Annotated in this window: 17 protein-coding genes; 1 reads left to right on the forward strand and 16 read right to left on the reverse strand. The window is 45.3% G+C overall.

Annotated features, from left to right (window positions below; translation table 11 throughout):
* Nucleotides 1-297: 297 nt before the first annotated feature.
* The 4 genes from AC1VYS_RS21770 to AC1VYS_RS21785 all read right to left on the reverse strand — a co-directional run bounded on the left by AC1VYS_RS21770 (nucleotide 298) and on the right by AC1VYS_RS21785 (nucleotide 5,082).
* Nucleotides 298-1,611, reverse strand: a complete 1,314-nt coding sequence (locus AC1VYS_RS21770; protein WP_482911443.1) for an AAA family ATPase — start codon at nucleotides 1,609-1,611, stop codon at nucleotides 298-300.
* Nucleotides 1,611-3,071 carry an RtcB family protein gene (locus AC1VYS_RS21775; RefSeq protein WP_482911444.1) on the reverse strand — a complete coding sequence of 487 codons (1,461 nt, stop codon included), beginning with the start codon at nucleotides 3,069-3,071 and terminating at the stop codon, nucleotides 1,611-1,613. The genes AC1VYS_RS21770 and AC1VYS_RS21775 overlap by 1 nt, the downstream gene beginning before the upstream one ends.
* A gap of 553 nt (nucleotides 3,072-3,624) precedes the next feature.
* Nucleotides 3,625-4,443: a TerC family protein gene (locus tag AC1VYS_RS21780; RefSeq protein WP_482915088.1), complete on the reverse strand. Its 819-nt coding sequence runs from the start codon at nucleotides 4,441-4,443 to the stop codon at nucleotides 3,625-3,627.
* 276 nt (nucleotides 4,444-4,719) lie between these two features.
* On the reverse strand, nucleotides 4,720-5,082 hold the full coding sequence (locus tag AC1VYS_RS21785; protein ID WP_482934411.1) for a DUF3817 domain-containing protein: 363 nt from the start codon (nucleotides 5,080-5,082) through the stop codon (nucleotides 4,720-4,722).
* Nucleotides 5,083-5,246: 164 nt separating this feature from the next.
* On the opposite strand from AC1VYS_RS21785, the gene AC1VYS_RS21790 reads away from it, so the two are divergent.
* On the forward strand, nucleotides 5,247-6,350 hold the full coding sequence (locus tag AC1VYS_RS21790) for a glycosyltransferase family 4 protein (protein WP_482911446.1): 1,104 nt from the start codon (nucleotides 5,247-5,249) through the stop codon (nucleotides 6,348-6,350).
* A 14-nt stretch (nucleotides 6,351-6,364) separates the two neighbouring features.
* Here the strand turns inward: AC1VYS_RS21790 and AC1VYS_RS21795 are convergent, their stop codons facing one another.
* The 12 genes from AC1VYS_RS21795 to AC1VYS_RS21850 form a co-directional block, all read right to left on the reverse strand.
* Entirely contained in the window at nucleotides 6,365-6,733 is a 369-nt protein-coding gene (locus AC1VYS_RS21795; RefSeq protein WP_482911447.1) for an HIRAN domain-containing protein, read from the reverse strand.
* A gap of 38 nt (nucleotides 6,734-6,771) precedes the next feature.
* A complete protein-coding gene (locus tag AC1VYS_RS21800; protein ID WP_482911448.1) occupies nucleotides 6,772-7,743 on the reverse strand; it encodes a helix-turn-helix transcriptional regulator in 972 nt (323 codons plus the stop codon).
* Nucleotides 7,744-8,032: 289 nt separating this feature from the next.
* Nucleotides 8,033-8,536 (reverse strand): hypothetical protein, encoded by a 504-nt coding sequence (locus AC1VYS_RS21805; RefSeq protein WP_482911449.1) that lies wholly within the window; start codon nucleotides 8,534-8,536, stop codon nucleotides 8,033-8,035.
* A 241-nt stretch (nucleotides 8,537-8,777) separates the two neighbouring features.
* Nucleotides 8,778-9,410, reverse strand: coding sequence for a 50S ribosomal protein L25 (locus AC1VYS_RS21810; RefSeq protein WP_482911450.1), 633 nt, complete (start codon nucleotides 9,408-9,410; stop codon nucleotides 8,778-8,780).
* Between the two features lie 293 nt (nucleotides 9,411-9,703).
* Complete coding sequence (pulA, locus tag AC1VYS_RS21815; protein ID WP_482911451.1) at nucleotides 9,704-12,580, reverse strand: type I pullulanase; 2,877 nt, start codon at nucleotides 12,578-12,580, stop codon at nucleotides 9,704-9,706.
* 470 nt (nucleotides 12,581-13,050) lie between these two features.
* Nucleotides 13,051-15,234: a type I pullulanase gene (gene pulA / locus AC1VYS_RS21820; protein WP_482911452.1), complete on the reverse strand. Its 2,184-nt coding sequence runs from the start codon at nucleotides 15,232-15,234 to the stop codon at nucleotides 13,051-13,053.
* Nucleotides 15,235-15,415: 181 nt separating this feature from the next.
* Nucleotides 15,416-19,102, reverse strand: a complete 3,687-nt coding sequence (locus tag AC1VYS_RS21825) for a DUF5704 domain-containing protein (RefSeq protein WP_482915089.1) — start codon at nucleotides 19,100-19,102, stop codon at nucleotides 15,416-15,418.
* 8 nt (nucleotides 19,103-19,110) lie between these two features.
* Nucleotides 19,111-20,388 carry an S-layer homology domain-containing protein gene (locus AC1VYS_RS21830; RefSeq protein ID WP_482911453.1) on the reverse strand — a complete coding sequence of 426 codons (1,278 nt, stop codon included), beginning with the start codon at nucleotides 20,386-20,388 and terminating at the stop codon, nucleotides 19,111-19,113.
* Between the two features lie 353 nt (nucleotides 20,389-20,741).
* Nucleotides 20,742-22,280 carry an extracellular solute-binding protein gene (locus AC1VYS_RS21835; RefSeq protein WP_482911454.1) on the reverse strand — a complete coding sequence of 513 codons (1,539 nt, stop codon included), beginning with the start codon at nucleotides 22,278-22,280 and terminating at the stop codon, nucleotides 20,742-20,744.
* A gap of 132 nt (nucleotides 22,281-22,412) precedes the next feature.
* Nucleotides 22,413-23,516: a glycoside hydrolase family 88/105 protein gene (locus AC1VYS_RS21840; RefSeq protein ID WP_482911455.1), complete on the reverse strand. Its 1,104-nt coding sequence runs from the start codon at nucleotides 23,514-23,516 to the stop codon at nucleotides 22,413-22,415.
* A gap of 23 nt (nucleotides 23,517-23,539) precedes the next feature.
* Nucleotides 23,540-25,039 (reverse strand): extracellular solute-binding protein, encoded by a 1,500-nt coding sequence (locus AC1VYS_RS21845; RefSeq protein ID WP_482911456.1) that lies wholly within the window; start codon nucleotides 25,037-25,039, stop codon nucleotides 23,540-23,542.
* Nucleotides 25,040-25,168: 129 nt separating this feature from the next.
* Nucleotides 25,169-26,041: a carbohydrate ABC transporter permease gene (locus AC1VYS_RS21850; protein WP_441924613.1), complete on the reverse strand. Its 873-nt coding sequence runs from the start codon at nucleotides 26,039-26,041 to the stop codon at nucleotides 25,169-25,171.
* Nucleotides 26,042-26,071 lie beyond the last annotated feature (30 nt).

Below are 26,071 nucleotides of genomic sequence, written 5' to 3' on the forward strand. Positions count from 1 at the left end.
AAACAACTGGCATAAAAATTGTTGCATATTACCAATGTCCAGAATGCCTCCTTCTCTGCTAACATGCGCTCCGCGAGACCATGACAACAGCCGTTTCATTTTCCGGCATCTCATCAGCACATGGCTGCGATATGTACCTCCCGAAAGTCATTGTATGTTACCAGAGACAAGGTTAGTATACCCAGTGAAGGTGAATTTATATTTATGGCTTAGAACCATTAATGCTTAAACTTTATAGTCCATCAGAATGGTATCCCATCAGCGTATCCAATCAAAAAACAGAATCCATAAACCAGATCAATAAAATCCGGCTCGGCCTTTACCCGGCTGTGCAAGCCAATTATGTTTATGGCTCTTGTCTAGCTCTCCTCGCATAGACTGAATGACCTGAACAATATCCGTTCGGCCATTTTGATGCCACTCCAGCGCAGCACTGACATACAATTCTCCGAGTTGTGCAAGCGAGAACGTATCGGTCAGACGCGCAGCCTCAATCGTCCCTTCCTCACCTGCAAACACGCTAAATCCACGCTGCCTCAAATATTGTAGGCGCAAAGCTTCATCAGGCAAAGGAATTTCATAAGCCCGGTCGAATCGTCCGGCACGATTCATGAGACCCGGATCGATTTTTTCCGGATAATTTGTCGTACCGATCAAGAAGATTCCTTCTTTCGACGTCGCTCCATCCAGTGTATTCAGGAAAAAGGAACGAACTTCATCCGGCATCGAGTCGATATCTTCGATGATCAGCACCATCGGTGCCAGTCGTTTGGCTGCATCAAACACTTCACGTACAGACTCACTGTTGGTGTACTCCGTAATTTGCCAATAAGCTGCCGGTCCAGGAATACTGCCTGCTATTGATTTCACCAGCGTTGTTTTTCCGTTCCCTGGATGCCCATAGAGCAGAATGCCGCGTTTGTAAGGGATATCGTAATCCCTGTAAAAAGAACGATCCGCTTCGAAAAACTGATCCAGCGAGCGGAAAATATCCTGTTTGATCTGTGCGGAAAGAACCACATCTTCTCTACTCACTGAACGTGTTATGGATTCCACATGGCGATCGCTGCCATTGCGAGCATCCGTATACACCGTTACTTTTTTCATATTTTGCTGACGTTCGCGTTCACGGACACTTCCCAAGAAGTGCTTCATCGCCTCATCCCCTATAGCAAACACAAAGTCTTCACTATAGATCCCGTTTTCCCGAAAAAAAGGCACCCGTACCAGAGCGACGCCCCATTTCGGATAAGCAAATACGTTGTTGCGGATAGAATAATGCACACCATATGTAGGTACATCTCCATCATCATCGTAATGCATCGTTTGGAGCTCGAGATCCTCAAATATACGAGCGACAAGTTCGACCTCGTCGCTTCCATTCTGCAAGTCTTCCCGCAGCAGTTCCCAATATTCATTGTTCGGATCAGAACTTGAATACAACTTGTATTCAACGCCGTAGCGCTTCAGAAGCGCCTCACCAATCCCTCGAATCAGTCTGGAATAGACCGCGTATCCTTCAACCCGGATACGCGTATCATGCTGTTCGTCGTAGGAATAGATGGCCTTCGTTTCGTTCATTGGATTCATCTGTTTTTCTTTATCGCTCATCATTTCGCTCCCTTTACCGCGGCAAGCGGTTTGCATTTGGCTACCACTTGAGCCAGTCCGGCCCCGGTAACACTATCTATTATTTCATCAACGTTTTTATACGCCTGAGGTGATTCATCAATAATGGACTCCAAGGATCGCTGGTTCACAACAATTTCGTCCGCCGTTCCCACACCCAGTGCGGCAGCAAAATCCTCAACAGTTACCAGACGTTTCGTAGCTGTCCTTGACCGGATCCGCCCAGCCCCGTGACAAATGGAGTGGTAGTTATCTACTCCTTCAGGTTGACCGACCATGATATATGAAGCCGTGCCCATTGAGCCAGGGATCAATGCCGGGTGGCCTGTAGCCAGGTAAGGCTTGGGATTATCCTGATGACCCGCAGGTAATGCCCGAGTGGCTCCTTTCCGGTGTACAAATACAGAGCCTCTCTCTGCATGGGATTCTTCCCAAGCATAGTTGTGCATCAAGTCGTACAGTGTACGGAATTCACATTTTGACCCAAATACATCCCTGAACGCCTCCCGGATTGCATAGGCAATGAGGTGACGATTTACTACGGCATAATTCAAAGCGGAGTACATCATATTTACGTAATGGCGACCCTCCGCATGATCTAGTGGGGCAAATACCAATCTCGGATCGGAAGTTCCGAGACCCAGTCGCTGCATAACTTTGGCAATCGCAGCCGAACTTGTCTGGCTTACATGTCCGCCCCACGCCCTTGAACCAGAGTGAATCATAACAGCAATCTGTCCATCATAAAGCCCCCAAGCCTCGGCCACTTCACGATTTTCCTCTGCGATCTCAATCGCCTGAATCTCGGCAAAATGATTGCCTCCACCCAGCGTGCCAAGTTGGCGATGTGAACGGTGCCAGGTCATATCTGGAACAAGATTCAGAACATTCTCGTCATACGTAAACCTGCTGCTCTCCACATGCGTCAGAGAGGTCGATTTTTTGGGTGTGTAGCTATCGGGAATATATTTTTTAGGTAATCCATGCAGTCCTTTACGTACAATGTGCTCCAGCCTTATATCTGAAAAATGCCCTCGCTGACTAGCCTCCATCGGTAGTACTTTCTCAATCGCTTTAACCAGTTTTCTGCGCAACTTTACCTCTTTTAAATCATCCTTATGCAAATTGGTCAGATGTACTCTCATACCACAGCCAATGTCACTGCCCACGATGGATGGTGATACATAGCCACTCTGCGCTTCCCATACTGCTGTCGTTCCAATACACGTTCCTACACCCACATGTACGTCCGGGGTATATCCCATGTAAGAAATATCCGGGATTTGCAAATTGTTGTTAGCCATCTCAAATACTTTGTAATCCAGAGAAGAAAATAGTTGTTGTGCCGCATATACAGTAAGTTCTCCTGCTGGTAATTTAACTTGATGGCGATAACCCCCGGTCATTTCGTTCAAGCTCTCAAAACCATTCCATTTGTTCATATATAAGTGTAATTCCTTCCTATTCGTTCAGCAAATTCGGTTTGCTGCTTGTTGTTTTGTAAAAACATAAAAAGCCATGGACTCATCGCCCATGGCTTCTACTACATGACAATAACGGATAACAGCACAAACGGAATTTGTGTATGTCATCCAGCGCTTGATATCGCGAAGAACACATATTACTTATAGACATCACATGTTACGCTCAGATGTGATCTGCAAATAATATGCCGGTTCTTTTATGTCGACCGTATGAGGCCAAAAAGACGATGAGCCAGATATGCAATTGTGTCAATGCTTGTGTGTAATGGATTCAATTCATAACCTAACGTCATGTCTCCCAGCCTCCCTCTTAATTGATATGTATATATTAAGGGCACATCTTTTAAGATGTCAACCCTTTTCTTGGAAATTAGAGCAATCAAGCATTATAACGAGTTAGAAAAAAACAGGAGGTTGTCCGGGGGACAACCTCCTGTTTTGTACTTTTTAACGATTATTCACTGCTGTCATCTTTTATTTTGCAAGATAACTTTCTAATCCTTTGTAATCCTTACAGTTTAGCCTGCTCTTGCAGTTCTTCCACTGGATTATCATCTTCCTTTTCAGATACTTTGGATGAAAGGAACCATCCACATACAGCAATCGTGATCAATACAACATAGAAACCAATTTTCCAAATTTTATTTTCCGGGAAATGCTCATCCAAAATACCCAGTGAAGGGTGAGCCAGTGTGATTACAGACAATTTAACCCCTACCCAACCCACAATCACAAAAGCAGCAACTTCGAGACCCGGACGGGAATGGAGCAATTTCACGAAAAACGACGCTGCAAAACGCATGATGACAAGTCCGATAAAACCGCCGAGGAAGATAACAATGAACTGTCCACCATCCAGGCCGCCAATTGGCGGCAAACCGCTTGCCGGCAAAGCGACTGCCAAAGCTACCGCTGCTAATATTGAGTCTACTGCAAAAGCTATATCCGCAACTTCTACCTTAAATACGGTCATCCAGAAACCAGATTGTTTCTTTGGTTTTTTGGGGGCATGGTCAGCAGCTACATCTGTTTTATTTCGACCACTCAACATCTTTTTGACGATATGATTTATCGAGATGTACAGAAGATACAGTGCACCGATCGCTTGAACTTGCCACACATCCACCAAGAATGAGATCAGGAACAACGACCCGAGGCGGAAAACAAATGCACCCATCAGTCCATAAAACAAAGCCTTTTTACGCTTTTCCTCAGGCAAATGCTTAACCATAATTGCAAGTACTAGGGCATTATCTGCTGCAAGTAATCCTTCAAGGACAACCAAGACCAGAAGTACCCACCCGTATTCTAATAATAGTGCTGGTTCCAACATTAACTCCTCCTTAATAATGCTTATAATGTACAAAAAAAAGGATCTTCACCATTGCTGGCAAGATCCTTTTTTAACCACAAAAAGAGACCTTTACCGAGCATAAAAACTTGGTAAAGGTCTCGCTAACAACAAATTGTTGCCAATAAAGCCGGGGATGCAATCCCGAATTGACGACTTTACTGTAAAAGCTACTCCCCTTTAACAGGAATATGTAGTTTTAGTTGAAACCGGTGAATAACCTGTATACATCATATTTCATAACATAAAATAAAGTCAAGCTTTATTTGCGGTGTTATGAACCAATTTTCGAAAGACAAAAAAATCGTAAATCATATTGCCCAGCGGTATAAAAGAAATAAAGAAGAGCGCAATAGGACGGCGCAAACGCCATTTCATAACCGTATATGAAGACACCATAAACAAAAGGTACATCAGGAACAGAAAACCATACAGGTTACCGAACCAAGTAACCGCTTGTGGCATAATTCCCGCATCCCGAAGAGGAAACGCAACGAATAACAACATTACATATGAAATCCCCTGTAACCATAACATTAGCCGGAAACGACCCAGCATTGAACCTAGCATCATCTTCCCCCTGCTCTTTGCAATAAACGCATGTTGTATCTTGTACATTATATCACAAAAGCAAAGACAATCTGTATCTAGCCGAACAGTAAGAATATTCCATGAATCAGACAAATATTCAATATAACCGTCTAACAGGAGCAAATATGCTTCTCTCACATACAATGCATGAAACAGGTCGTAACCAATGTCGGACAAGGAGGGATTGATTCATGAAAATAGTCCTGATTGCACCAGAGAAGTTGCCTCTGCCCGGCAATGGTTCAGTGGAAATTTGTATTTTAGGCATTGCACACGAACTTGCCCGCCGTCATCAGGTCACTATTATAAGCCGTGCAGTAAAGGGTTTACCGGCGCTGGAACAGATCCGCCATATTACGATTCAGCGAATCTCTGCATCAAGTAATTCAGGCTACACAGGGGCAGCCATTCGTTTGATCCGGACACTTAATCCTGACATCATTCAAGTGGATAACCGACCTCACAGCATGGCGACCATTAAACAAGCCTTTCCACAAATCCCCGTTGTTCTCTATCTCCACTCGCTCACCTTCGCTCAGCCCGGGCCGAGGAAGCTGGCAATGCTGAAAAAAGCGGATTGTATTGCCGTGAACAGCCAATCGTTAAAACGCAGACTTTACAGTCGTTTCCCTGCCGTGAAGGAAAAGTTGAATGTCGTTCCACTGGGTACAGATCCTGAGCGATTCCGACCCGTTGCCAGCAGTGAGGAGCGTCTTCGCTTGCGTCAAAGGTTCGGTATTACCGAACGTTTCACTGTTCTGTATGCGGGAAGAGTCATTCCTGGTAAAGGAGTAGATGTTCTCATTCGCGCTGTTGCTCTCTTACAGCCACAAGTATCTGTCCAGTTGGTCATTAGCGGTAAGGGGCCTCCACGCTATGTGCGCTCTCTTCGTAAACTGACGCAGAAACATAACGTTTACGCTACCTTTCTCGGACAGATGAATCATGAACAAATTGATCAACTCTATCGGAGCGTCGACTGCCTGGTCTGTCCTTCACAGAACCACGAGGCCTTTGGTCTGGTGAATGTAGAAGCTATGGCCTCTGGCATTCCTGTCATCGCTTCAGATAATGGGGGGATCCGGGAGATTATCCAGTCGGGGAAAAATGGATACTTGATATCAAAATATAAGCAGCCCCAGCAGTTCACCTCATCCTTGTATCATTTGGCTACCCAACCTGATCTTGTGCAATCCATGGGGAGAAACGGCCGCGAAACGGCAAGTGCCCAATTCAGCTGGGCAAGAACAGCTCTGTATTTGGAGGCAGCGTATACAAGGCTCATCCGTCCATGAGCCTTTTTTCTTGATCAGGCTTTCTCACGGAACTGCCGTTCCACAATTATAGAGTCTATCTGTTTCTGTAGCACAGGTACATGCGTTATTTCAATCAGTTCAATAATCACCATATCCTGCATCATAAATTTCACTTTTGCACAGGTTTGTTGATAGAAAGCATCATAGAACTCTGAACCAGTCCAGCAGCCATGGGGCACCTTTCCAGTCTGGTTAACGATATAACCCACCTCACCTATTGGGGGTATAACCACTTTGATAGCTTGATGATCCAAGCGATTATCCGGGTCTTTTACAAGATAAAGTGTATCCCCCACATGAAGAGTCTGTGCTCCATGATAATTTTCCATGCCCATCATAGCCGCAAAAATTTTGTTACTCATAAGAATGCTCCTTTTTAACTATATTCCTTGGAGAATGACTATAAAGTCTCTTCATCTTCATAGTGCTCTAGCCATTCCAAAAGTTGTTTACGAATTTCTCTCCGATACTCGCGAGGTTCAAGCACCTCAGCCTCAGGACCGAACTGATATAACCATTGCAAAAATTCACGGCTGCTATTCAGTGTTACTTCGAATAACAATCGACCATCCACAAGATCTGTCATTCGCGGACGAACAAACATCTCTTCTTCTTTTATGTAGGGGGCCACCTTTTCGGAGAATCTCACCTTAAAATGAATATGTTCGTCCCCACGGTCAACAGACCATGTATTTTTCATATATTGGGTTATATTGAAGTCACCCATATCAAATACAGTATTGGTACGTATAACATCCAGAAAGCGGCTGATGCGAAACAATCGAACTTTCTGCTGTAGATGACAGTACCCGATCAGATAAAAACGTTGGTCACGTGGTACGAGATAATAAGGGTCTATATGCCGAACCGTAATTTCGTTATCGGTGAGCGTATGATAATGAGCCTGAATCGTCTGTCCATCTAAAATCGCTTCGATAATGGGAATTAACAAGTTCGGGTCTTTTCCCTCTTCACGGTAAGCAGGTATCCCCATCCGAATAATGCCTGCAATATTTTCCACAATTTCACTGTTCCTTGTTTTCAATTTGGTATGTGCCGATATGACCTTATCAAAAGCTGAATCGAATTCAACAGGTAATTTCGATGTATCAACTAAGGCCGGAAGCATACAGAAGAGCATAGCTTCCTGTTCGGTAAAGTCCAAAGGATACATGGCAAACTCACCGATAAATCGATAACCTTTTCCATATCCTTCGTTCATTATGGGAGCAACCCTGTCCAAAATCCGGAGATCACGATAGATCGTGCGCACTGTTGTACCACATTTCAGCGCCAATTCCTTTGCAGAGATTCCGGGATTAGCTTGTATAGCCTGAAGTATACGCAGCAGACGAATTAATTTCTCTGTCATGTAGTTTCTCCCCTTCGATATTTTATCGGCAAGGAAAACTAGTTCCTTTAGTTCATATCTAAATCTTTAGTCCCAAATAACTTTTTCGCAATTTCACCTTTTATTTATAGTCCAATTGCACTTTTCCCCTCCCTAAATATACATTCTCTTACTTGCTTGCGTAAATTAATAACCCAAAATCTGATTTTCCTAAGCCTGAAAGCCTATACAAATATCTAAAATAAATACAAAAAAGCCCTACTCTCCATAAGAAATAAGGCTTACAAAGTTCTATTAAATTCTTACCTGTTTATGCGTGCACCATTACCAATTTGTTCAGCACCTGAACCATATGATCACATAATAAGGGAATATCGTGCATCTGCTCCTCGTTCACATGTCGATCAAAATAAACATTAGTGGAAACGTCGAATGATTTGGACTCATCTCCAAAAAGATAGTGGACATGTTGTACCGTCCGCTGATCAGGCCAATTTTCCTGCATGACCGCCATGGTATCGTGACAACGTGACTCCAATTCCTTTGTTACCCATGCAAAACGAAGTTCCAGTTCGCAGCCCGGATGGCTGCCCGGCGTCTCCAAAATCTCTGCGGCTATCGCCTGCAACGAACTTCTCAGTACCACTTCAGCAGTCACGGTGGCATGATCTCTCAAACAGAATTGCAAGGTGAACTCTCGAGACATGCTAGCCATCTCCAATTGATCCCTGCGATGGGTAATGTGGATACTTTCATCCAGGTTGTCCAAGTCGTATAGTACATTCTCAAAGGCTACTTTTAAATTATCGTACACAGTCGGGTCAAATATATGGCAAACCTGCTTTCTTTCTATTCCATCTATCTTTACGTTGTACCATAAATACGACTCTCAAATCCAATAATTCAGGATTTTCCAATTAACTACCTGCAATCATAGCCAACTGAACGCTTTTCTGGATAACATGATTATACGAAAAAAGCCCAGCCCACAATAAGTGGGACTGGGCTTGGACATGCTTGACGATCGAGGAATATAGTTAATTTCCGCTTTCGCCCTATTCTTCTGCAGATTGTTCTTCTGCCGCTTCAGGTGCTGTATCATCAGCAGAAGCGGTAGGTTCCTCTTCAATAGCCTGTGGTGGCATAACCGAAGCAACGATGGATTCCGGTGACGTCACGAGTGTCAAACCTTTATCCAGTTTAACGTCACCTGCTGTCAAACGATCCCCGATTTCCAAACCGCTGACGTCGACTGCAATCGATGTTGGCAGATCTGCCGGCAAACCTTCAACCTCCAGCTGCGTTTCTTGCGTCTGGAATACACCGCCTACTTTGGAACCTGCAGCAGTACCCTGGAAGTCAATCGATACGCTAACGCTAATCGGTTTATTTTTCGAAATCTGCAAAAAGTCAACGTGCAACAGACGTCCATTGCGCTCCTGCTGATCCTTGATCAGTACAGGAACGGTTTTGCCGCCCTCCACGTTCAGGTTAAACATCTCTGAGCGGCCTGTACGAGCCACTCTCAGCATTTCTTTTTCATCCACATGTATGGCGGCACCTTCTTGCCCCGGCCCGTAAACTACGGCAGGAACTCGTCCACCTTGTCTTAACAGGCGCAGTGCTGCACCTTTCTTTTCCGTTCTTGGCGTTGCTGTAAGTTGAGCCATTTTTCCGTTGGATTTCATGATTGAACATCCTCCTTCAAGGGATCCCTACTTTGTATTTGTTGATAAGCTCTGCGGCTTCTCTCATAGACCGATACGGTCTTTTTTCTGAAGGCCATATATTGGGCCATATCTATATTTACCCCAATGATCCAGCATCTAAAACATAAACCTGAATATTTATAACCTTTTTTTGTCATTCCATATATTTTTGGGAATGCCAAATCAGCCGGAACTGCTTCCGGCTGTAAGATTGGCGGGTATTTTAATGATTTAAGTAAATCTCCAGCGCAATAAGTTTAAGCAGCAACACTTTAAGCACTATTCCGATCATCCATTTCACGATTTCCCCGTATAATTTGCATATTGTCTGATCCACTTTGCACGATAATCTGTACGTCACTATCCTCAGGTACGATATCCACATAGCGATCTCCGCAAGTGTCCTTGGCCTCCCACTCGTGCAGTCTGATGATAAAACCGATATGATGCAAACCCGGAGCGACGCGGAACCGAGCTTCTGCAATATTGCCCATCTGTTCCAAGCGCACGGCTCCGTCCTCCATACCGGTCCCCCACACCCACACATCCCAGCCATCATAGCAGTGATCCGCTCGCTCGTAACGGATTGTCACCGTTCGTGATATATGTCTATGAACCGTGATTGCATAAGTTGCGCGTATGTTCCCTACTTCGGCGCTAATCACCGATTTCCCCGTTGTCAATGCCCTCACAAAACCAGCATGACTCACGGCCGCAATATCTGAGTGAGAAGAATTCCAGCGGATATGGGCATCTGTGAGCGGCTGCCCGTATTGATCCAGCACGATCGCACGAAAACGACTAATTCGAGTGGTATACAGCACAGGCTCACCTACGATTTCAATTCGCTTAGCGTACCGCACATCTACCTGGATGTTACAAGATGTTGTGATCAAACCGACGGTAGCCGTAATCAAAACTTCCCCTCGATTCAACGTGTGGAGGGTACCATCTTCTTCTATACGGACAATATCTGGATCAGATGATCTCCACACCACAGGTACATTTTCCAGAACATTGCCGATATGATCCCTCACCTTAACTCGGAGCAGAGAGGTCTCATTCGGAGCAAATACCCTGTGCGGAAGAACAATCTCCAGCGAAGCAGGACCGCTCTCAACAGCACGCTCCACATCATATAAAACCATGAGTGACCAGCGCTCGACTTGAACCTCGCCTACGACGGTCTCGATCACATCCGTTCCAGCCGTATGATGATTCACGGTAACCTTCCATTCACCCGCATCCAAATGTATGGACTGGGATTCGTCCGAACCATTATAAATCACAATAATACGATTCCAAGAATCCTCATTCGCTCCATGCTCCAGCATATAGGCGACGACATTTCCGTCCATCCGAATAAAGCGAAGATGTCTGCGAACCTGCTCCGCCTCCCTCATGCGAAACGCTGGATGGGTGCGCCGCAAGTGGATGAGCCCGCGATAATAGTCAAATACAGGTCTGAAACGGGCTTTATTGGCCCACGTAATCGTATTTACCGCATCACCGCTTCGATAACTGTTATGATCTCCAACCTTGGATCTTAACATCTCATCACCGGCATGAAGAAAGGGTACTCCCTGTGAAGTAAGCAGGATACCTGATGCAAGAATGGAGCGACGTACCATCTCATTATGCATTACATCAGCTTCATCGATATATCGATACGGAATTGCTGCTTTAACCGCTGATTCGGCACTACCACCCTCCACGGGATGTCCGTCTTTCCATACGGGAAAGCCCAGATCATGGCGAAGATGAAGAGAGGTTGCGATTTTATCCCACAAATTGAGATTATCATGGGCTGTTACATAATTAACGGTTTCTGCTGGGGAAGAGGTGAAATCATCCAGTGCTCCGGCCACCCCTTTGCCTATTTCATATTCCTGACCTCCAGCACCCGTGATGAATCCTCTGCTGCTGCCGTCACTGTCCCCTTTAATCGCACTGCGAAAATGATCGTTAAATACAGCAAATCCTTTGTCTCTCTGCGTTCCTTTGAGAGTAGGACGATTCAGTGGCGAGTCTCCTCCCATCCACGGCTCTCCATAGATCAGAAAAGCAGGATCAATCTGCTCTCTTAACTCACGGGTGAGTTCACTCATGGTGTCCTGATCAATCAATGCCATAAGATCAAACCGGAATCCGTCAATATGATATTCTTCAGCCCAATAACGCAAGGAATCCAAAATATATTTTCGAACCATCGGGCGTTCTGTTGCTAGTTCATTACCTACACCTGAACCGTTGCTGAGTGTACCATCTTCATAATGACGATAAAAGTAACCCGGCACGATCCGTTCAAAAGGTCCTTTTTCCACACTGTAGGTATGGTTGTAGACGACATCAAGCACAACTCGGATACCTTGCCTGTGCAGCGACTGGATCATCGATTTTAATTCCCGAATCCGAACAGCAGGATCTCGTGGATTCGTCGCATAAGAACCTTCAGGGACATTGTAATGCTGCGGATCATAGCCCCAGTTGTACGGTGCTTTAACCGTTGAATCGGCGTTCGCTGCTGCAAGTTCATTTACTGTTTGATAATCGGCCACAGGCAGAAGATGTACATGGGTAATGCCAAGTTCAACCAAATGATCGACACCAATTCGGTTGCCCGCCTCATCTGTAAGTCCAGTAGCTGTAAAAGCAAGATACTTCCCTTTATACGGAATTTCCGCCTGCGGATCAGAAGAGAAATCTCGTACATGTAGTTCATAAATGATCGCATCAACCGGATGTAGAAAAGATGGCTTAACATCCTGATCCCACCCCTCCGGATCGGTTGTATTCAGATCAATGATTGCTGTCCGTTGCCCATTAGCCGTAACCGCTCTGGCATAAGGGTCGACTGCAACTTCTACCCGTTGATCCTGATGAACGATGCGATACATATAAAAGTATCCTGCCCAGTCCCCCGTAAGCGTCCGTTGCCAGATCCCCTCTGGGCTACGGGTCATCTCATATGCCTGACCATCCTCATGATAGGTTACCTCGCCGAGATCGTTATACTCTCCCTCATTTTCAAAAATTAATATATGGACCAGCTGTGCTGTAGGCGCCCATACGTTGAACGTACTCGCAGCACTGGTATAAGTTAAGCCAAGATCGTTGCCTTCATAACAAAAAGAAGTCCATTCCGGCATCGTTCCCACCGCCTTTGTATCCTTTAATTTCGTATTGTCCCGATGTTACGAAGTGGGACGCTTTTTGTCAACCCGGGGTTGTCTGTACTCAACATATCGGTTAAAGCAAGGCAATCGATGAGCAATCGCTTTCATTTATCATATGTAAACAAGCGTTAGGGTTGACAGCGTATGTACCTGTGAAATCAAAAAAACTCCCTTTTAAATATCAAAAGGAGTGTTGGGCGTTATGGCTTTTAACTATATAAGTTGAACTAAAGATTTTACACAGTCCAATTCCATGACAGAATAACTTTCCATTCCCTGTTATCCCCTGGATTTTTCTGTTCTCTCCATTAAAGATTAAATGAATTTCGACTGAAGAGTAAATGAATAGTTCAACTTATACACATTAAACTTCGTTATTGGTTATGGTTACTGATTTTAAACGCAATTCGGACTTTTCTCCCCCTGTTCAAGCTGGACTCTCTTCAAGATGACTGCGAAAACATTACGGTCATCGATAACATTTGGACCTGTACTTGGGTGTTGGTATGACCGTGCTTGTCTGAGCTATTTTTGATGTTATTGGTGTTATTGGTGTTTTGAGTCTTCCTAGTGTGGACGTTATTGCTGTCCTCCATTTTCTCGGTGGACTCGATTGTGCGAAGTGAATCCACCCCAGCCTGTCCATCTTCAACAACCACTTCCCATGTACCTGAAGGAATGGAGACCGCCTGAGATTCTTCGGTAGCATTATAGATCACTATAATCCGGTGCCATGTATCGTCCACAGCCGCCCCCTGCAGCTCGAATGCAAGTAGTCCGTTTTCGTTTTGCAATAGATGAATATGCTGCTCAATCGCTTCACGTGTACGCAGGCAAAAGGCCGGATGCTCCCGCCGCAAACGAATCAGACCTCGATAGTAGTCAAATACCGGCTTGAACCGCTGTTTTTGATCCCAATGAATGGCGTTGACCACATCTCCACTCTCATGGCTGTTGGCATCCCCGTATTTGCTACGCAGCAACTCATCTCCGGCCGCAATCAGCGGAATACCCTGTGAGGTCAGCACAATGCCGTTTGCAAGAAGGCAGCGTCTAACGGTTTCATTTTCTAGCACATGCTCTGGATCGATCTGAAGATAAGGATTGGCCTCTTGAACAGCGTCTTCGACGTTGTCGAACCCTCGGATACTCCCATCTTCCTTATACGTCAGAAAACCCAGCATATCTTGTAACCCTTGCGTGCGCGCCACCTTATCCCACAAATTGAGATTGTCATGCACGGTTACATAATTAATGGTCTCAGCGGGACCTTCCGTAAAGTCATGAATCGCCCCTTGCACACCTGTCCATAACTCCGCTTCTTTCCCATCTTCACCTGTTGCAAATCCTTTGCCGTCTCCATCGCTATCTCCTTTAATGACACCGCGAAAATTATCATTGAACACTGCAAATCCTGCTCCACGCTGTGTTCCCTTCAATGTCATCTCATCACCCAAGGGAGATTCCATCGCCCCCCAAGGCTCACCATATAACAAGATGGAAGGGGATACCTGAGTATGAAGCTCAGATGCGAGTTGTTTCATCGTGATAATATCGATCAGCCCCATCAGATCAAAGCGAAACCCGTCCACATGATATTCCTCTGCCCAGTAACGAACCGAATCGATAATAAATTTACGAACCATGGCTCTTTCCGTTGCCACTTCATTGCCTGTTCCTGAACCATTGCTATACGTTCCATCGGCATGCTGACGATAATAGTATCCCGGCACCAGCTTTTCAAATGAACTCTCCGCTGTATCAAATGTGTGGTTATACACTACATCCATAATGACACCTATCCCTTTACGATGAAGTGCAAGAATCATCGACTTGAATTCGCGAATTCGCGTTTCAGGTTCATCGGCGCGCGTGGCATAGGAGCCTTCCGGCACATTGTAATGCAGCGGATCATAACCCCAGTTATAGTTAGAAGCATCCTTAAGATCATCATCTACATTCGACTCGTCTACCGTAGCAAAATCAAATACAGGTAGCAGGTGTACATGCGTAATGCCTAACTCAACCAAATGATCAATTCCAAGCGTATTGCCTTCTGTATCTCGAAGCCCCGTCTCCGTGAAAGCCAGGTACTTTCCTTTGTTCGTAATCCCGGAAGAAGCATGAATGGAAAAATCCCGAACATGTAGCTCATACAGGACCGCATCCGTAGGATGATTCAATTCGGGACGGTTATCCTGTTGCCATCCCTCAGGGTGAGTCTTTTCCATGTCCACGATGACACCCATTTCTCCGTTCATGGTTACGGCTCGCGCGTAAGGATCAACCGCAATTGTTGATGTTCCATCGGCAAAAGTTGGCTTGAACATATAACGATAACCTCGTAAATCCCCTTCCACTTTTAAAAGCCACACATCCTGTTCACCGGAATGCATTGGGATGGTGCTCTGCTTCAATGCGTTCGGGATGTCATCGGGATTTCCACCTGTGAGGGGTAGGTATAGAAGCAATTCCATTTGAAACGCAGTTGGAGCCCAAACCTTGAAAGAACAGAAATTCGGTTCAAGGGTTACACCCAGATCCCCCTCTTCGTATGTATTCAAGTCCGAGGCTGTGTTCGTTTTCTCAGCTGTCTGCTGTTGCTGTTTCTGAAGATCGTCAATCATAGCGTTTCCCCTCTCGCAGAGCGTAGTGTATATAAAAAAACAAATGCTCCTTACCCTTTATACCCGTTCCTAAGGCCAAGCATAATGTGCTCATACAAAAAAAAAAGCAGAGGTGATGTGGAAACTCATCACGACTGCTTCACATGTTCAATAAACTTCCAATTCCCAACTGGTCGCTTCTTTAATGAGGCACCTGAGATTGAAAATCATCACGGCTGGATTGATCGGCATGATACCATACCACATCTCCGTCCCTCACCAGCCTTGTTCCCTGACCATCCAGTGGGCTCGCGTTAAAACCCTCCAGTTTCCACTGATTCATTAATGGTGCGTGGATATATTGCAGATGAGGCGCGAATGAATTCCCATTTTGTAACGTTTCCAGATTAAAATTCACGACGATATACCCATCTTGCAGGAATATAGGGGCCTTATCATCCAGTAGAGTTCCACGTGCCAGGTGCTCCAAATTTGTGTCTTTGGGTACCGCATATACATCAGCCGGTAAGCTATATTCTCCGTACCAGCGCTGTATCGCGGCATTCGCCCGGTATATATCCACACCAGAAGGAAGATCAGTTTTGGGGCCGATGAGTGTACGAATTGGTGAGGGGAGAATCATCCAGTTGTAACGCCCTGTCCAGGTTTTGTGAAATGAGGTCTGGGTCACGAACCGAACCATCGCCTGTTCCAGCGTATACAATTTACGCTCTTCCTCTGTCCATTGATGAGTGTACTGATAACGCGCTGTATCGCCGAGTTCTGTTCCAGGTACGTTACGTAGCCTTGCGTTCAGGATAACATAACGTTTCTCCGTGTCTTGTTCAGATCCAATACGAATAAGTTGCTCTCGTCCACGATGATAATACAGATCCACTTCCTGTCTCTTGGTCCCGTCTTTACTTACAAAAAAGAAATTTGGCGTAATTCGGATACCGTCCTGTTTGCCAAACATATTGCCTTTGGTCTTCACATCAAATTTGAAGTGGTAACCTGTCTTCACAGCAGCATTGCGGAATCCCTGCACGGGATGGCTACCTGGACGAATCGGTAAAACATACGGAGCCAAGTTCCCTCTCGGATCTCCATCAATTTCATTTGTTCCTGTCCAGTAGTTAACACCCGTAGGCTCGGGACTTCCTGGTCTTTGACGAAACACCTTTTCCCAATGATAGTCCGCGATATCTGTGATTCGAAAATCATACAACCGCCCAATGACCTCCACAGCTACGGTGTCCACAGCAACATGATGTGTCAGATCTGTATTGGCATCCGGTTGCTCTGTAAACGGCAAAGGTGCATTTTCTGCCATGTTACGGAACTCAATCTGATATTTTCCTTCATCAATCCACACGGGGAGCACAAAAGAGGTGTCCAGTTGGTTGACCGGAATATCAATCCAGCTATTGGCTGGAACAAAGTTACTTTTGCCATCTGTGTAGACATCGAACGGAAAACGCACCTGTTTAGTGCGAAAATATTTGGCGTAATCACGATTTCCGTATCCCGGATAACGAGATGCATCTAAATGCTGTCCTGACGTGGGGATGCGCACCAGGAATGGACGCTCCAGAATCAATGCCGATCGAGTGGGATCTGGCGTCGTTTTCTGATTATGCGGCTGGTCATCCGACACCCAAGCGTAGTTAACCACAGGTGTATGTACCGTGATTGGATTGATTCCGGGAATTGAAAACCGCTGATTTTGTCCACCGTTTACGTTTTCAGGCAGTAGTCCGTAAGTCACTTCACCTGTGGTGGGCTGGTCGGCTTTATTAATCAATGTGTTCTGAATAGTTAACCTATTCTGATATAACACATCATCCCCGATCATATGAGGTTGCGGAATCATTCCAGGTCTAGGGGCTTCCTTCTGAGCTGGGCCAGCATCCATTATAGTTTCACTATTAAAAATCACTTTGTCATTGCTAACCGTATTCTCCTGAACCACCGCTTCTGCTTCTGCTTGAAAAAGTGAAGTTTCCATCGGTGTAGGCGGTTCAGTGGAACCCCCCGGGACAGTCTGGGTACCCAGATCAATCTCACGGCATGGCGAGGGTTTGACATGGCTCTGCACAGCAGTATCCGTCATGGATTGTAAAGTCGGAGGTGTGTATGAATTTGGCGTTAGCGTAACCATACCTCCGTAACCACCAAGCGCATAGTTAGAAACTTTAGCTTCATTTAATTGGTAAACCTCCAAGTTATCAATCTGCCAGTAACTATAATCCCTTGTTACTCGCATATTTTGATCACCTGGCACATCACGTTCTTTGGGCTCTGGTTGTGTGCCTGGGTCCCCCTTGCCGCTAGATGGACGTCCTGGAATGGTCCACGTTTTGTGATACATCTTCTTGACTTTAACATCGTAGGTCACTGTGCCCGTCATGTTAACCCATCGGTGCTGAAACAAATATCCTTTGGCGAAAACATTTGCATACAGATCTTCCGACGTTGGGATGCCTCGTGTCACATCGAACTTCTCAGCACCCCGGATGTCTGCTTTGAGTATAGCTCGAACCGAAGGGTCCATCACTTTAGCTTCAAGTACTGCGCCTCGACTTGGTGGACTGATGCTCACCGGACAAGTATTTGCAGGATCATTTCCTGGATCTTCACCGCCCGTGTCTCCTCCATCTCCGCCATTAGAGCAATCCTTGACTTCCAGTTCCTGTTCAGCCTTCTCGTCTATGCGCTGGGTAGTATCCAAGAAATGAGCTCTTATGATCGTAGTACCCACTATGCCTTTTGTTGTAATTTTGCCATCGGCACCGATTGTTGCCACAGCAGAGTTCGAACTGCTCCAGGTCAATTTGGGATGTATCGTCAATTTATGGATACTTCGATCCGATTTGGTAAGCACCGCCTCTGCCTGCAGGAGTTTTGTGCTGGACTTACAGGCATTCGGCAGATTCACCACGAGTCCTGGTTCGGATGTCACCTTAACTGTAGCTGTATCTGAAATAAGATATGTACCGTTGTTCCAGATTGCACGTACGGTGACCGTTCCTGGACTTTCCGCTTTTAACATACCTGTCTTCAGTTCAACGCTTGCCACCGTTTCGTCTGAGGAAAACCATTTAATCTCTGTCTCCCTGCCAGATACATCAACACCTTGACCCCATGTTGTTGAGCCATAGCCTTTGGTCTTGACTTTGGCCACCATCTGTTTAGTCTGGCCCATTGTGAGGGTAGTGTCAGGTGTAACATCGATTTCTTTTTCTTCATAAATCTTTCCCTCCCAAAAGATACTGACGGGCGTGTGGTACACCATTCTAAACTTTGGCTTACCTCCTGGTCTAGTTCCAAATTTTTCTCTTTCAAAAAAAGTAAACCCCTTACCAGTGTATGTTCGAATATCTGCATTACTCTCACTCGTAACCCGTGGAATCCCTATTCCTTCATAGCTGTTAACTTGCTGATATCTAACACCATTAGGATCATCTTTTAACTTAATATCTGTGACCATTGAGGATTTAATACTATTCCCTCTATAGGATTTCCAATTTTCTGGTGGCCATCGTCTCATATTCAAGTTGTCTGGTATTTCTGTTTTTACAGGGTAAGCGTCCTCATCTGTTCCTCCGTTAGCTACATCTTTGTAAGTGCCTTGATATTCCGCCCTAAACTTGCCTGAATCAAGTTGATACCAGTAAACACCCGGTTTCCCCTCTGTTTCTTCTGCATCTACAATTACTGCCGAACCCTTCATGAATTTAGGCCCATATTGTTCTATTGCAGCATTAACCCCAAAAATATAATTTGAGAAATAATATAGCAAAGTTATAAAACACGCGATAAAACAAGTTCTAATTAAACACTGGATATTAATTATAGAAGAAATTTTTTTATTTAATTTAATCACCACCAAAAATTCTATTGATAGATCTGAACTTCTTTACCTGCATCATCTTTTATCGTATATCCGCCTTGTACAGCGTCTAAAGTATGTGATGTCCAAAATCTTAATGGAATATCTTTCTTTAAAACCTTGCTTGTATCATCAGGTAATGTAACAAATCCCTTCTGCTTCAAATACTCCTCATTAAATAATCGCTGGACTGGTATAGCTCTGTTATTATTTGCTCTAGCGAAAGTTAAAAGATTCGACTTCTCCAATTTAGATGTAAATGTAATATCAGCATACGTGGAGAAGCGACCTACCTGAGCTCTAGTCAAGTTTTCTTGATCTATAAACAACCCAGCGTATATGCCCCTAGCTTGTTTTCCTCGAGTGTCTACGACAATAAACCTATGATATTTCATGACACCAACATTATTTTTAAGTGTATACTCCGTGTTGACGATATCTTTGAAACTTCCCTTAATATACTTATAATTACTAATCGTCGTTAAATTCGTACCTGTCGTGCCCACTTCCCGCATCTCGCTCAGGTCGCTGTACTTTGAAGCATTCGTGCCTTCCACGTCCATGTAGCGAAGCAATATAGCGGAAACCTCGGCCCGAGTCGTCGGTTCTGCCGGTTTTAATGTACCATCCTGAAATCCACCTACAATGCCTGTTCCACGCACTAGAGCAAGATACGGAATCTGTTCATTCCGGATTGTTCCGCGGTTCACTTCCGGGGTAGGCAGTAAAGTGTTCTTCGTATCATTAAAAGCATCTTGAAAACTGCTGTCCGACTTGCTCAGTCCGTTTGCAATCCACTTCATCATCTCATAACGTGTCAGCTCGGTATTAGGCTTAAAGCCGCCCGCATAATCACCTGTGTCAATAAAACCTTGTCCAACCAGTTGACGCACTGCTGGTTCAGACCAGTGTCCTTGAAGATCGGTGAAGGAAAACTGTTCCTGCCCCTGAACGTTATCGATTCTGGTCGCGCGAGCTAGTATTGCTGCATATTCCCCGCGGGTGATCTTACCATTCGGGCGGAAAGTGCCATCTTGATAGCCGGAAATCAATTTTCTCTCATATGCTTTGGCAATCGTTGCCTGAGCCCAGTGTCCTTTGATATCGCTGAATTTACTCACTGCACTGTCCTTCACTCCAGCTGCATTCGCCGCTGTTGTCCACTGCCCAGACTCTATTCCAAAAGAAAAACTTGTTCCCGCCATCACGGCAGCTGTTAAAAGCCCAATCATATAAACGAATCTTCTTTTCTTCTTCCCTTGAACTATTTGTTCCTTGTTCATTCTGTTCACACTCCTATGTACCTTAGTATGGGGATGCTTCAATTGCTCTAACAACTGACATGCTTATCAAACAAAATCAAAAACCTAAATTTGGAATAATAATCAATATTCTACCATGTTTGTCTAGTATTTTGGTATCATTTTCATATCCCCCATGATCCTAAGGTGAGCATCTCCCCCTTCCAAAGACCTACTTCCCACCCTAAAAACATAAAAAAAGGCCATGAATCCGCAGATTCATAGCCTTATGCTTTAAGGTGTGGTCTCACTTATTAAATTATGGAATTTCTACTCTTTTATAGAATATACCTATCCTTTGCATGAAATCAACCTTTTTTTTATTACACTCTCATTTATTTCCCGTTCAATTCTTTATATGATGCTTCCAGTTCAGTGATCAACTGGTCACCGCCTGCTTTTCTCCAATTAGCAATTTCTTGCTCCCAGCCAGCATCATCGATCTTGCCCATAATGTACTTGGTCTGCGCATCCCAGATCATCTGATCCAATTCCTGACCACGCTCCGTGTAGATTACGGAAGAGAGAGTAAGTGCAGGATTAGCAATCGCATATTGTTCGTTCTCACGAGCCATTTTCGTGCCTTTCATACCAATAGGAACATCGACCAGTTCAGGTACATTGTACCCTTCAACACTCAGCAGATTATCACGATATGGTTTGACCTCCCGCTGATAAGCATCAAAGTCTTTCATTTCCGTTTTACCGTCAGCGGTCTTGGCATAATGTACATCGAGCAATCCACGCAGTTGCAGCGTGCTGAGTTCCTCGTCCATTAGTTGGTCCAGGAATGTAAGTACCTTCTTGAGTTGCTCTTCATCGGTGACAGATGCTTTCGGGATGACTAGCATACCGTAGTTTCCAGGCTCGCCCGCAATGCGAACGCCATCTGGCCCCTGGAACGGCGCTACATCAATGACACCGTCCGGTGCGTTAGGTGTAAGCCGCTGCTGGGACGATTTTCCGTTCTGGGCGACACCGTTCAGTTTCATGCCAACGAGACCTGAATCCATTTTTTTGTCCGCATCCGATGGGTCCAGTGCAGGAAAATCACTATTGATCAGCCCTTCATTAAACAGTCGCTTGAACAGCTTCATCGTATCTACATATTCAGGAGTAAGGAACTCTGGAGTTAATTTACCAGCATCGTCCACGCCCCATTTGTTCACTCCACCAATACTTACAGCAATCCGGGTCAGCGGCGAGGATACGCCCTCGTTATACTTTTTGAATAACAGCGCACCATACGTATCTTCCTTGCCATTACCGTCCGGGTCGTCTTTGCGGATGGAACGCATAACCTCATACCAGTCATCCAGATTTTTCGGGATATCCAGTTTCAGCTTATCAAACCAGTCTTTCCGATATACGATCGCCGTTCGTCCGATATCCCGGAAATTCGGGATGCCGTAGATTTTACCTTCGATCTTGATGTTATTAAAATGAGCCTCCGACTGGGCAGACAAGTTTTTGTAATCTTTCAGATAAGGCCCGAGTTCCCAGAACAGTCCTGTCTTTGCCGCATTAAATGTTGTAGGCACGTAATTGACACGCATAATCGTTGGCATCTCCCCTGATGCCACCATGACATTTACTTTGTCGTCGAACGCCGATTGCGGAATCCATTGCACATTTACATCCGTATTCGTGTATTCCTCAATCTTCTTCTCAATTGCATTTTCCTTGGCGGGCACATCACCCACCTGCATCAAAGAAATAGAAATGGGCATTTTGCCTTCCCCGGCGGCTGGAGCTTTTTCTCCCCCACATCCAGCCAGCAAACCGGCAGACATCGCACCAACGATGACGAAGCTACCTACGCGAAACATAGGACTCTTTGGACTCTTTGAACTTTTTGGACTTTTTGGACTCATGAACCATCTCTCCTTTTGGATAAACCTAATGTTCAGCGAACTTGCCCTCATTCCTCAATCATATATAAGTTTAGATGTCTTCATCCTCGTAATGTATGCGCTATCATAATCTTTGGGAGAAAAGAACCGGCATTATGCCAGTTCCATCTCTACCCCCGCCAAAATAAACGGAGCAACCGATTTTGGATCATTGATCCGAATCGATTCAGTTACATAATACTCGTAGGACCCGTCACGATACGGAGTTCCTCCAAGGCCAGCCCCCCCATTGCACTGTGTCAGGGAGAGCACACCCTCCTGGTCTGTTTCCAACAGATGTTGTAGCAGACCCTGGTATCCTTTTTCCGCAATGGCTTTAAACTTTCCGCTCAAGTACCCTTTACGTACACCCTTAGCCAGTGCGTACACAAACATTGAGGTTCCCGATGCCTCCAGATAATTCCGCTCCCGTCCTGGCTGATCCAGCAGATGCGGCCACAATCCGGTCTGCTGATCCTGTACATGAACAAGCGAATTCGCGAGCCGTTCGAAAATACCGATAATCTGTCCACGCTGCTCATGATCAACTGGCAAATAATCCAGTGTATCTACAACGGCCATCACGTACCAACCCACAGCCCGGCTCCAGACATGAGGCGAACATCCCGTCTCTCCTGAACTCCAGCGCTGCTCTTTGCTCTCGTCCCAAGCATGGTAGAGCAAGCCACTGCGTGGATCACGAGTTCGCGCTTCCACCAGCAGCAATTGCAGAGCAGCCTTGTCGAACCACTTCTCTTCACCAGTCACGGCTCCATATTGAGTCAGATAAGGTGTCGCCATATACAATCCATCCAGCCACATTTGAAACGGATAGATCTTCTTGTGCCAGAATCCGCCCTCACTCGTGCGCGGTTGTCCTTTCAGCTGCGTCATCAGCAACTCAGAAGCTTTGCGATACTTTTCCTGGCCCGTTTTCTCCAGCAGGAAAAATAACGATTTACCCTGATTGATCTGATCCAGATTATATTCCTCAATCGTATAGGAACGGATCGTTCCGTCTTCCTGAATGAAATGATCCATGAGTTCCTGAATATAGTCAAAATATCTCTGTTCGCCTGTACGAGCATAGAGTTCTTCCAGTGCTTTGAGCAGACAACCGTTCTCATAATGCCAAGTCGCATACAGCTCATGGCTGCGATAACTCTCCATAAACTGGTCGGCCATGCGCATAGGTGTATGTTGTAATGTTTCCTTCATGATCAAACCTCCGGTTTCGCTCCTTATTGAGCCTGTTTTTTGTAATCCTCAGCATATTCCTCACGGATTTTGGTTCCGCCTGCTTTAGCCCAATTCTCAATTTCTTTTTCCCAGCCGCTTTGATCAATCTTGCCCATAATATACTTGGTTTGCGCATCGGCAATCACTTGGTCCAGATCTGCTCCGCGGTCACCATAGGTTGGCGAATACAACGTCAAAGCAGGGTTTGGCACAGCATGTTCTGCCAGTTCCTTCACCAATGCCGTTCCTTTTTCGCCAAGCTCGGTGTCTTTCAGTTTGGGTACATTGTAACCATCAACATAAGGGAAATTATCCCGATATGGCTTTACTTCACGCTGGAAGGCATCAAAATCACTCATTTCCACTTCGTTGTCTCCGACTTTGGTGTAATGTTTACCTTCCATACCACGCATCAATAGCGTTGCCATCTCCGGATCCATCAGTTTATCCAGGAACGAGAGCAGGCTCTTCAGCTCTTCTTCCGATTTTACTGTTGCTTTCGGGAAAGCCAGAATGCCTGAGTTTCCTGTCTGTCCAGCTACACGGTCACCATTCGGCCCGAGCAGACCGGCAATATCCACAACGCCGTCCGGGTTATTTTTGGAAAGACGTTCCTGCTGGCTTTTACCGTTCTGTGCCACACCAACACGCATGCCTACAACGCCGGAATCATACTTTTTCTCCGCTTCTGTTGAATCAAATACAGCGAAGTCTTGATTCAGCAACTTCTCTTCATACAAACGTTTCAGCAAATCCAGCACCTGCATATATTCCGGTGTCATGAATTCTGGTGTGAAACTGCCGTCACTCTCAACCTTCCATTTGTTCGGTGCACCAAAACTTACACCAAGGCGAGTCGTAAAGGAATACTGATCTTCGTTATACTTTTTGAATAACATCAATCCAAACGTATTCGCCTGTCCATCGCCATCTGGATCAGAAGTGGACAGTGTCTTGATCGTCTCGTACCACTCATCCGGTGTTGTTGGTACTTTCAAGTTCAACTTGTCGAACCAATCCTTACGGTAAATAACGGTTGCTCGTGCAATATCAGAGAATACCGGCACGCCGTAAATTTTACCGTTAACCTTGATGTTGTCAAAGAAACGTCCGTTTTGGGCCGAAAGGTTTTTGTAATCATTCAGCAATGGCCCGACTTCCCAGAACACATCATTTCGCATCGCATTCGTTACCGTTGGGTTATATTGCACCTTTACGATTTTAGGCATGTCGCTGGAAGCGATCATGACATTAATTTTGTCATTGTACGCTGATGCCGGAATCCACTGAATGTCGAGCTTGGTATTGGTGTACTCTTCGATTTTTTTCTGTACATCATTTCCCTTGCTTGGCACATCACCCACCTGCGCAATAGCAATAGATACATTCTGTACGCCGCCTTCAGCAGCCTTACCCTCATCTGATCCGCATCCTGCCAGCAAACCGGTCACCAGAGCCAGTGTACTTAGAACAGCTACGGCTTTCTTTTTTGTTGCCTTCATTTGATGAAAACCTCCCTTTTAGATATACAGTCACAGCCCTAAAATCTAACAACGTTATAGTTCTTCAGTTTCGTGCATGCAATCATGATCTTAATCCAGTAATTCGCTTCACACTAAATACCATAGCAATCAACCTTTTACCGAACCGAGCATCACTCCCTTGGCAAAATGCTTTTGCAGGAACGGGTAGACCAGCATAATCGGAATAGTCGAGAATACGATAACGGCCATACGAATCGTAAGCGGCTGGATTTCCGTTTCTTCAATGCTTGTATCTCCGATTCGGCTCTGTGCCAAAATGACAATTTCACGCAGCCACACTTGTACCGGCCACTTCTCGCTATCGTTGATGTAGATGACGGCACTGAAAAAACTGTTCCAGTGTGCCACGGCATAAAAGAGTGAGAACGTAGCCATCGCTGGCATCGACAATGGCAACACAATGCGGAACAAAACACTAACGTCGTTACATCCGTCGATTTTGGCGGCATCCTCCAACTCATCCGGGATGGCTTGGAAGAAGTTTTTGAGTACGATCAGGTTGAACGCACTGATTGCTGTTGGCAGCATCAAAGACCAGAGTGTATCGGTTAGATGCAGGGATTTTACGACAAAGTAAGTGGGAATCATCCCGCCGCTGAACAGCATGGTGAACAACACACCCAGCAGAATCGGCTGGCGTCCGCGCAAATACTTTCTAGATAACGGATAAGCCATGAGCGATGTAAATAACAAGTTAATCAGTGTACCCACAACGGTAATATAGATCGATACACCGAGACTTCGAATCAATGTATCCGTGGAAAAAATGTATCGGTAGGCTGCCAAGGAGAATTCTTTTGGAAAAAGAATGAATCCGCCTTTAGCCACTTCATGCGGGCTGGTAAATGACACAGCCAAAATATAAATGAACGGGATTACGGTTACGATACCAATCAAGAACAGCAAGCCATGATTCACAAAATCAAAGATCCGGTTGCCCCATGTTTTATCCTGTTGCATCTGAATGTTCACTCCTGTCTGATGAAGAGC

This window comes from Paenibacillus sp. G34 (assembly GCF_056856875.1).

Bases quoted from the DNA above. Each gene is read 5' to 3' on its own strand.
- AC1VYS_RS21770 (WP_482911443.1), bottom strand. From the start codon at position 1,611: ATGAGCGATAAAGAAAAACAGATGAATCCAATGAACGAAACGAAGGCC.
- AC1VYS_RS21775 (WP_482911444.1), bottom strand. From the start codon at position 3,071: ATGAACAAATGGAATGGTTTTGAGAGCTTGAACGAAATGACCGGGGGT.
- AC1VYS_RS21785 (WP_482934411.1), bottom strand. From the start codon at position 5,082: ATGTACAAGATACAACATGCGTTTATTGCAAAGAGCAGGGGGAAGATG.
- AC1VYS_RS21790 (WP_482911446.1), top strand. From the start codon at position 5,247: ATGAAAATAGTCCTGATTGCACCAGAGAAGTTGCCTCTGCCCGGCAAT.
- AC1VYS_RS21795 (WP_482911447.1), bottom strand. From the start codon at position 6,733: ATGAGTAACAAAATTTTTGCGGCTATGATGGGCATGGAAAATTATCAT.
- AC1VYS_RS21800 (WP_482911448.1), bottom strand. From the start codon at position 7,743: ATGACAGAGAAATTAATTCGTCTGCTGCGTATACTTCAGGCTATACAA.
- AC1VYS_RS21810 (WP_482911450.1), bottom strand. From the start codon at position 9,410: ATGAAATCCAACGGAAAAATGGCTCAACTTACAGCAACGCCAAGAACG.
- pulA (WP_482911451.1), bottom strand. From the start codon at position 12,580: ATGCCGGAATGGACTTCTTTTTGTTATGAAGGCAACGATCTTGGCTTA.
- pulA (WP_482911452.1), bottom strand. From the start codon at position 15,234: ATGATTGACGATCTTCAGAAACAGCAACAGCAGACAGCTGAGAAAACG.
- AC1VYS_RS21830 (WP_482911453.1), bottom strand. From the start codon at position 20,388: ATGAACAAGGAACAAATAGTTCAAGGGAAGAAGAAAAGAAGATTCGTT.
- AC1VYS_RS21835 (WP_482911454.1), bottom strand. From the start codon at position 22,280: ATGAGTCCAAAAAGTCCAAAAAGTTCAAAGAGTCCAAAGAGTCCTATG.
- AC1VYS_RS21840 (WP_482911455.1), bottom strand. From the start codon at position 23,516: ATGAAGGAAACATTACAACATACACCTATGCGCATGGCCGACCAGTTT.
- AC1VYS_RS21845 (WP_482911456.1), bottom strand. From the start codon at position 25,039: ATGAAGGCAACAAAAAAGAAAGCCGTAGCTGTTCTAAGTACACTGGCT.
- AC1VYS_RS21850 (WP_441924613.1), bottom strand. From the start codon at position 26,041: ATGCAACAGGATAAAACATGGGGCAACCGGATCTTTGATTTTGTGAAT.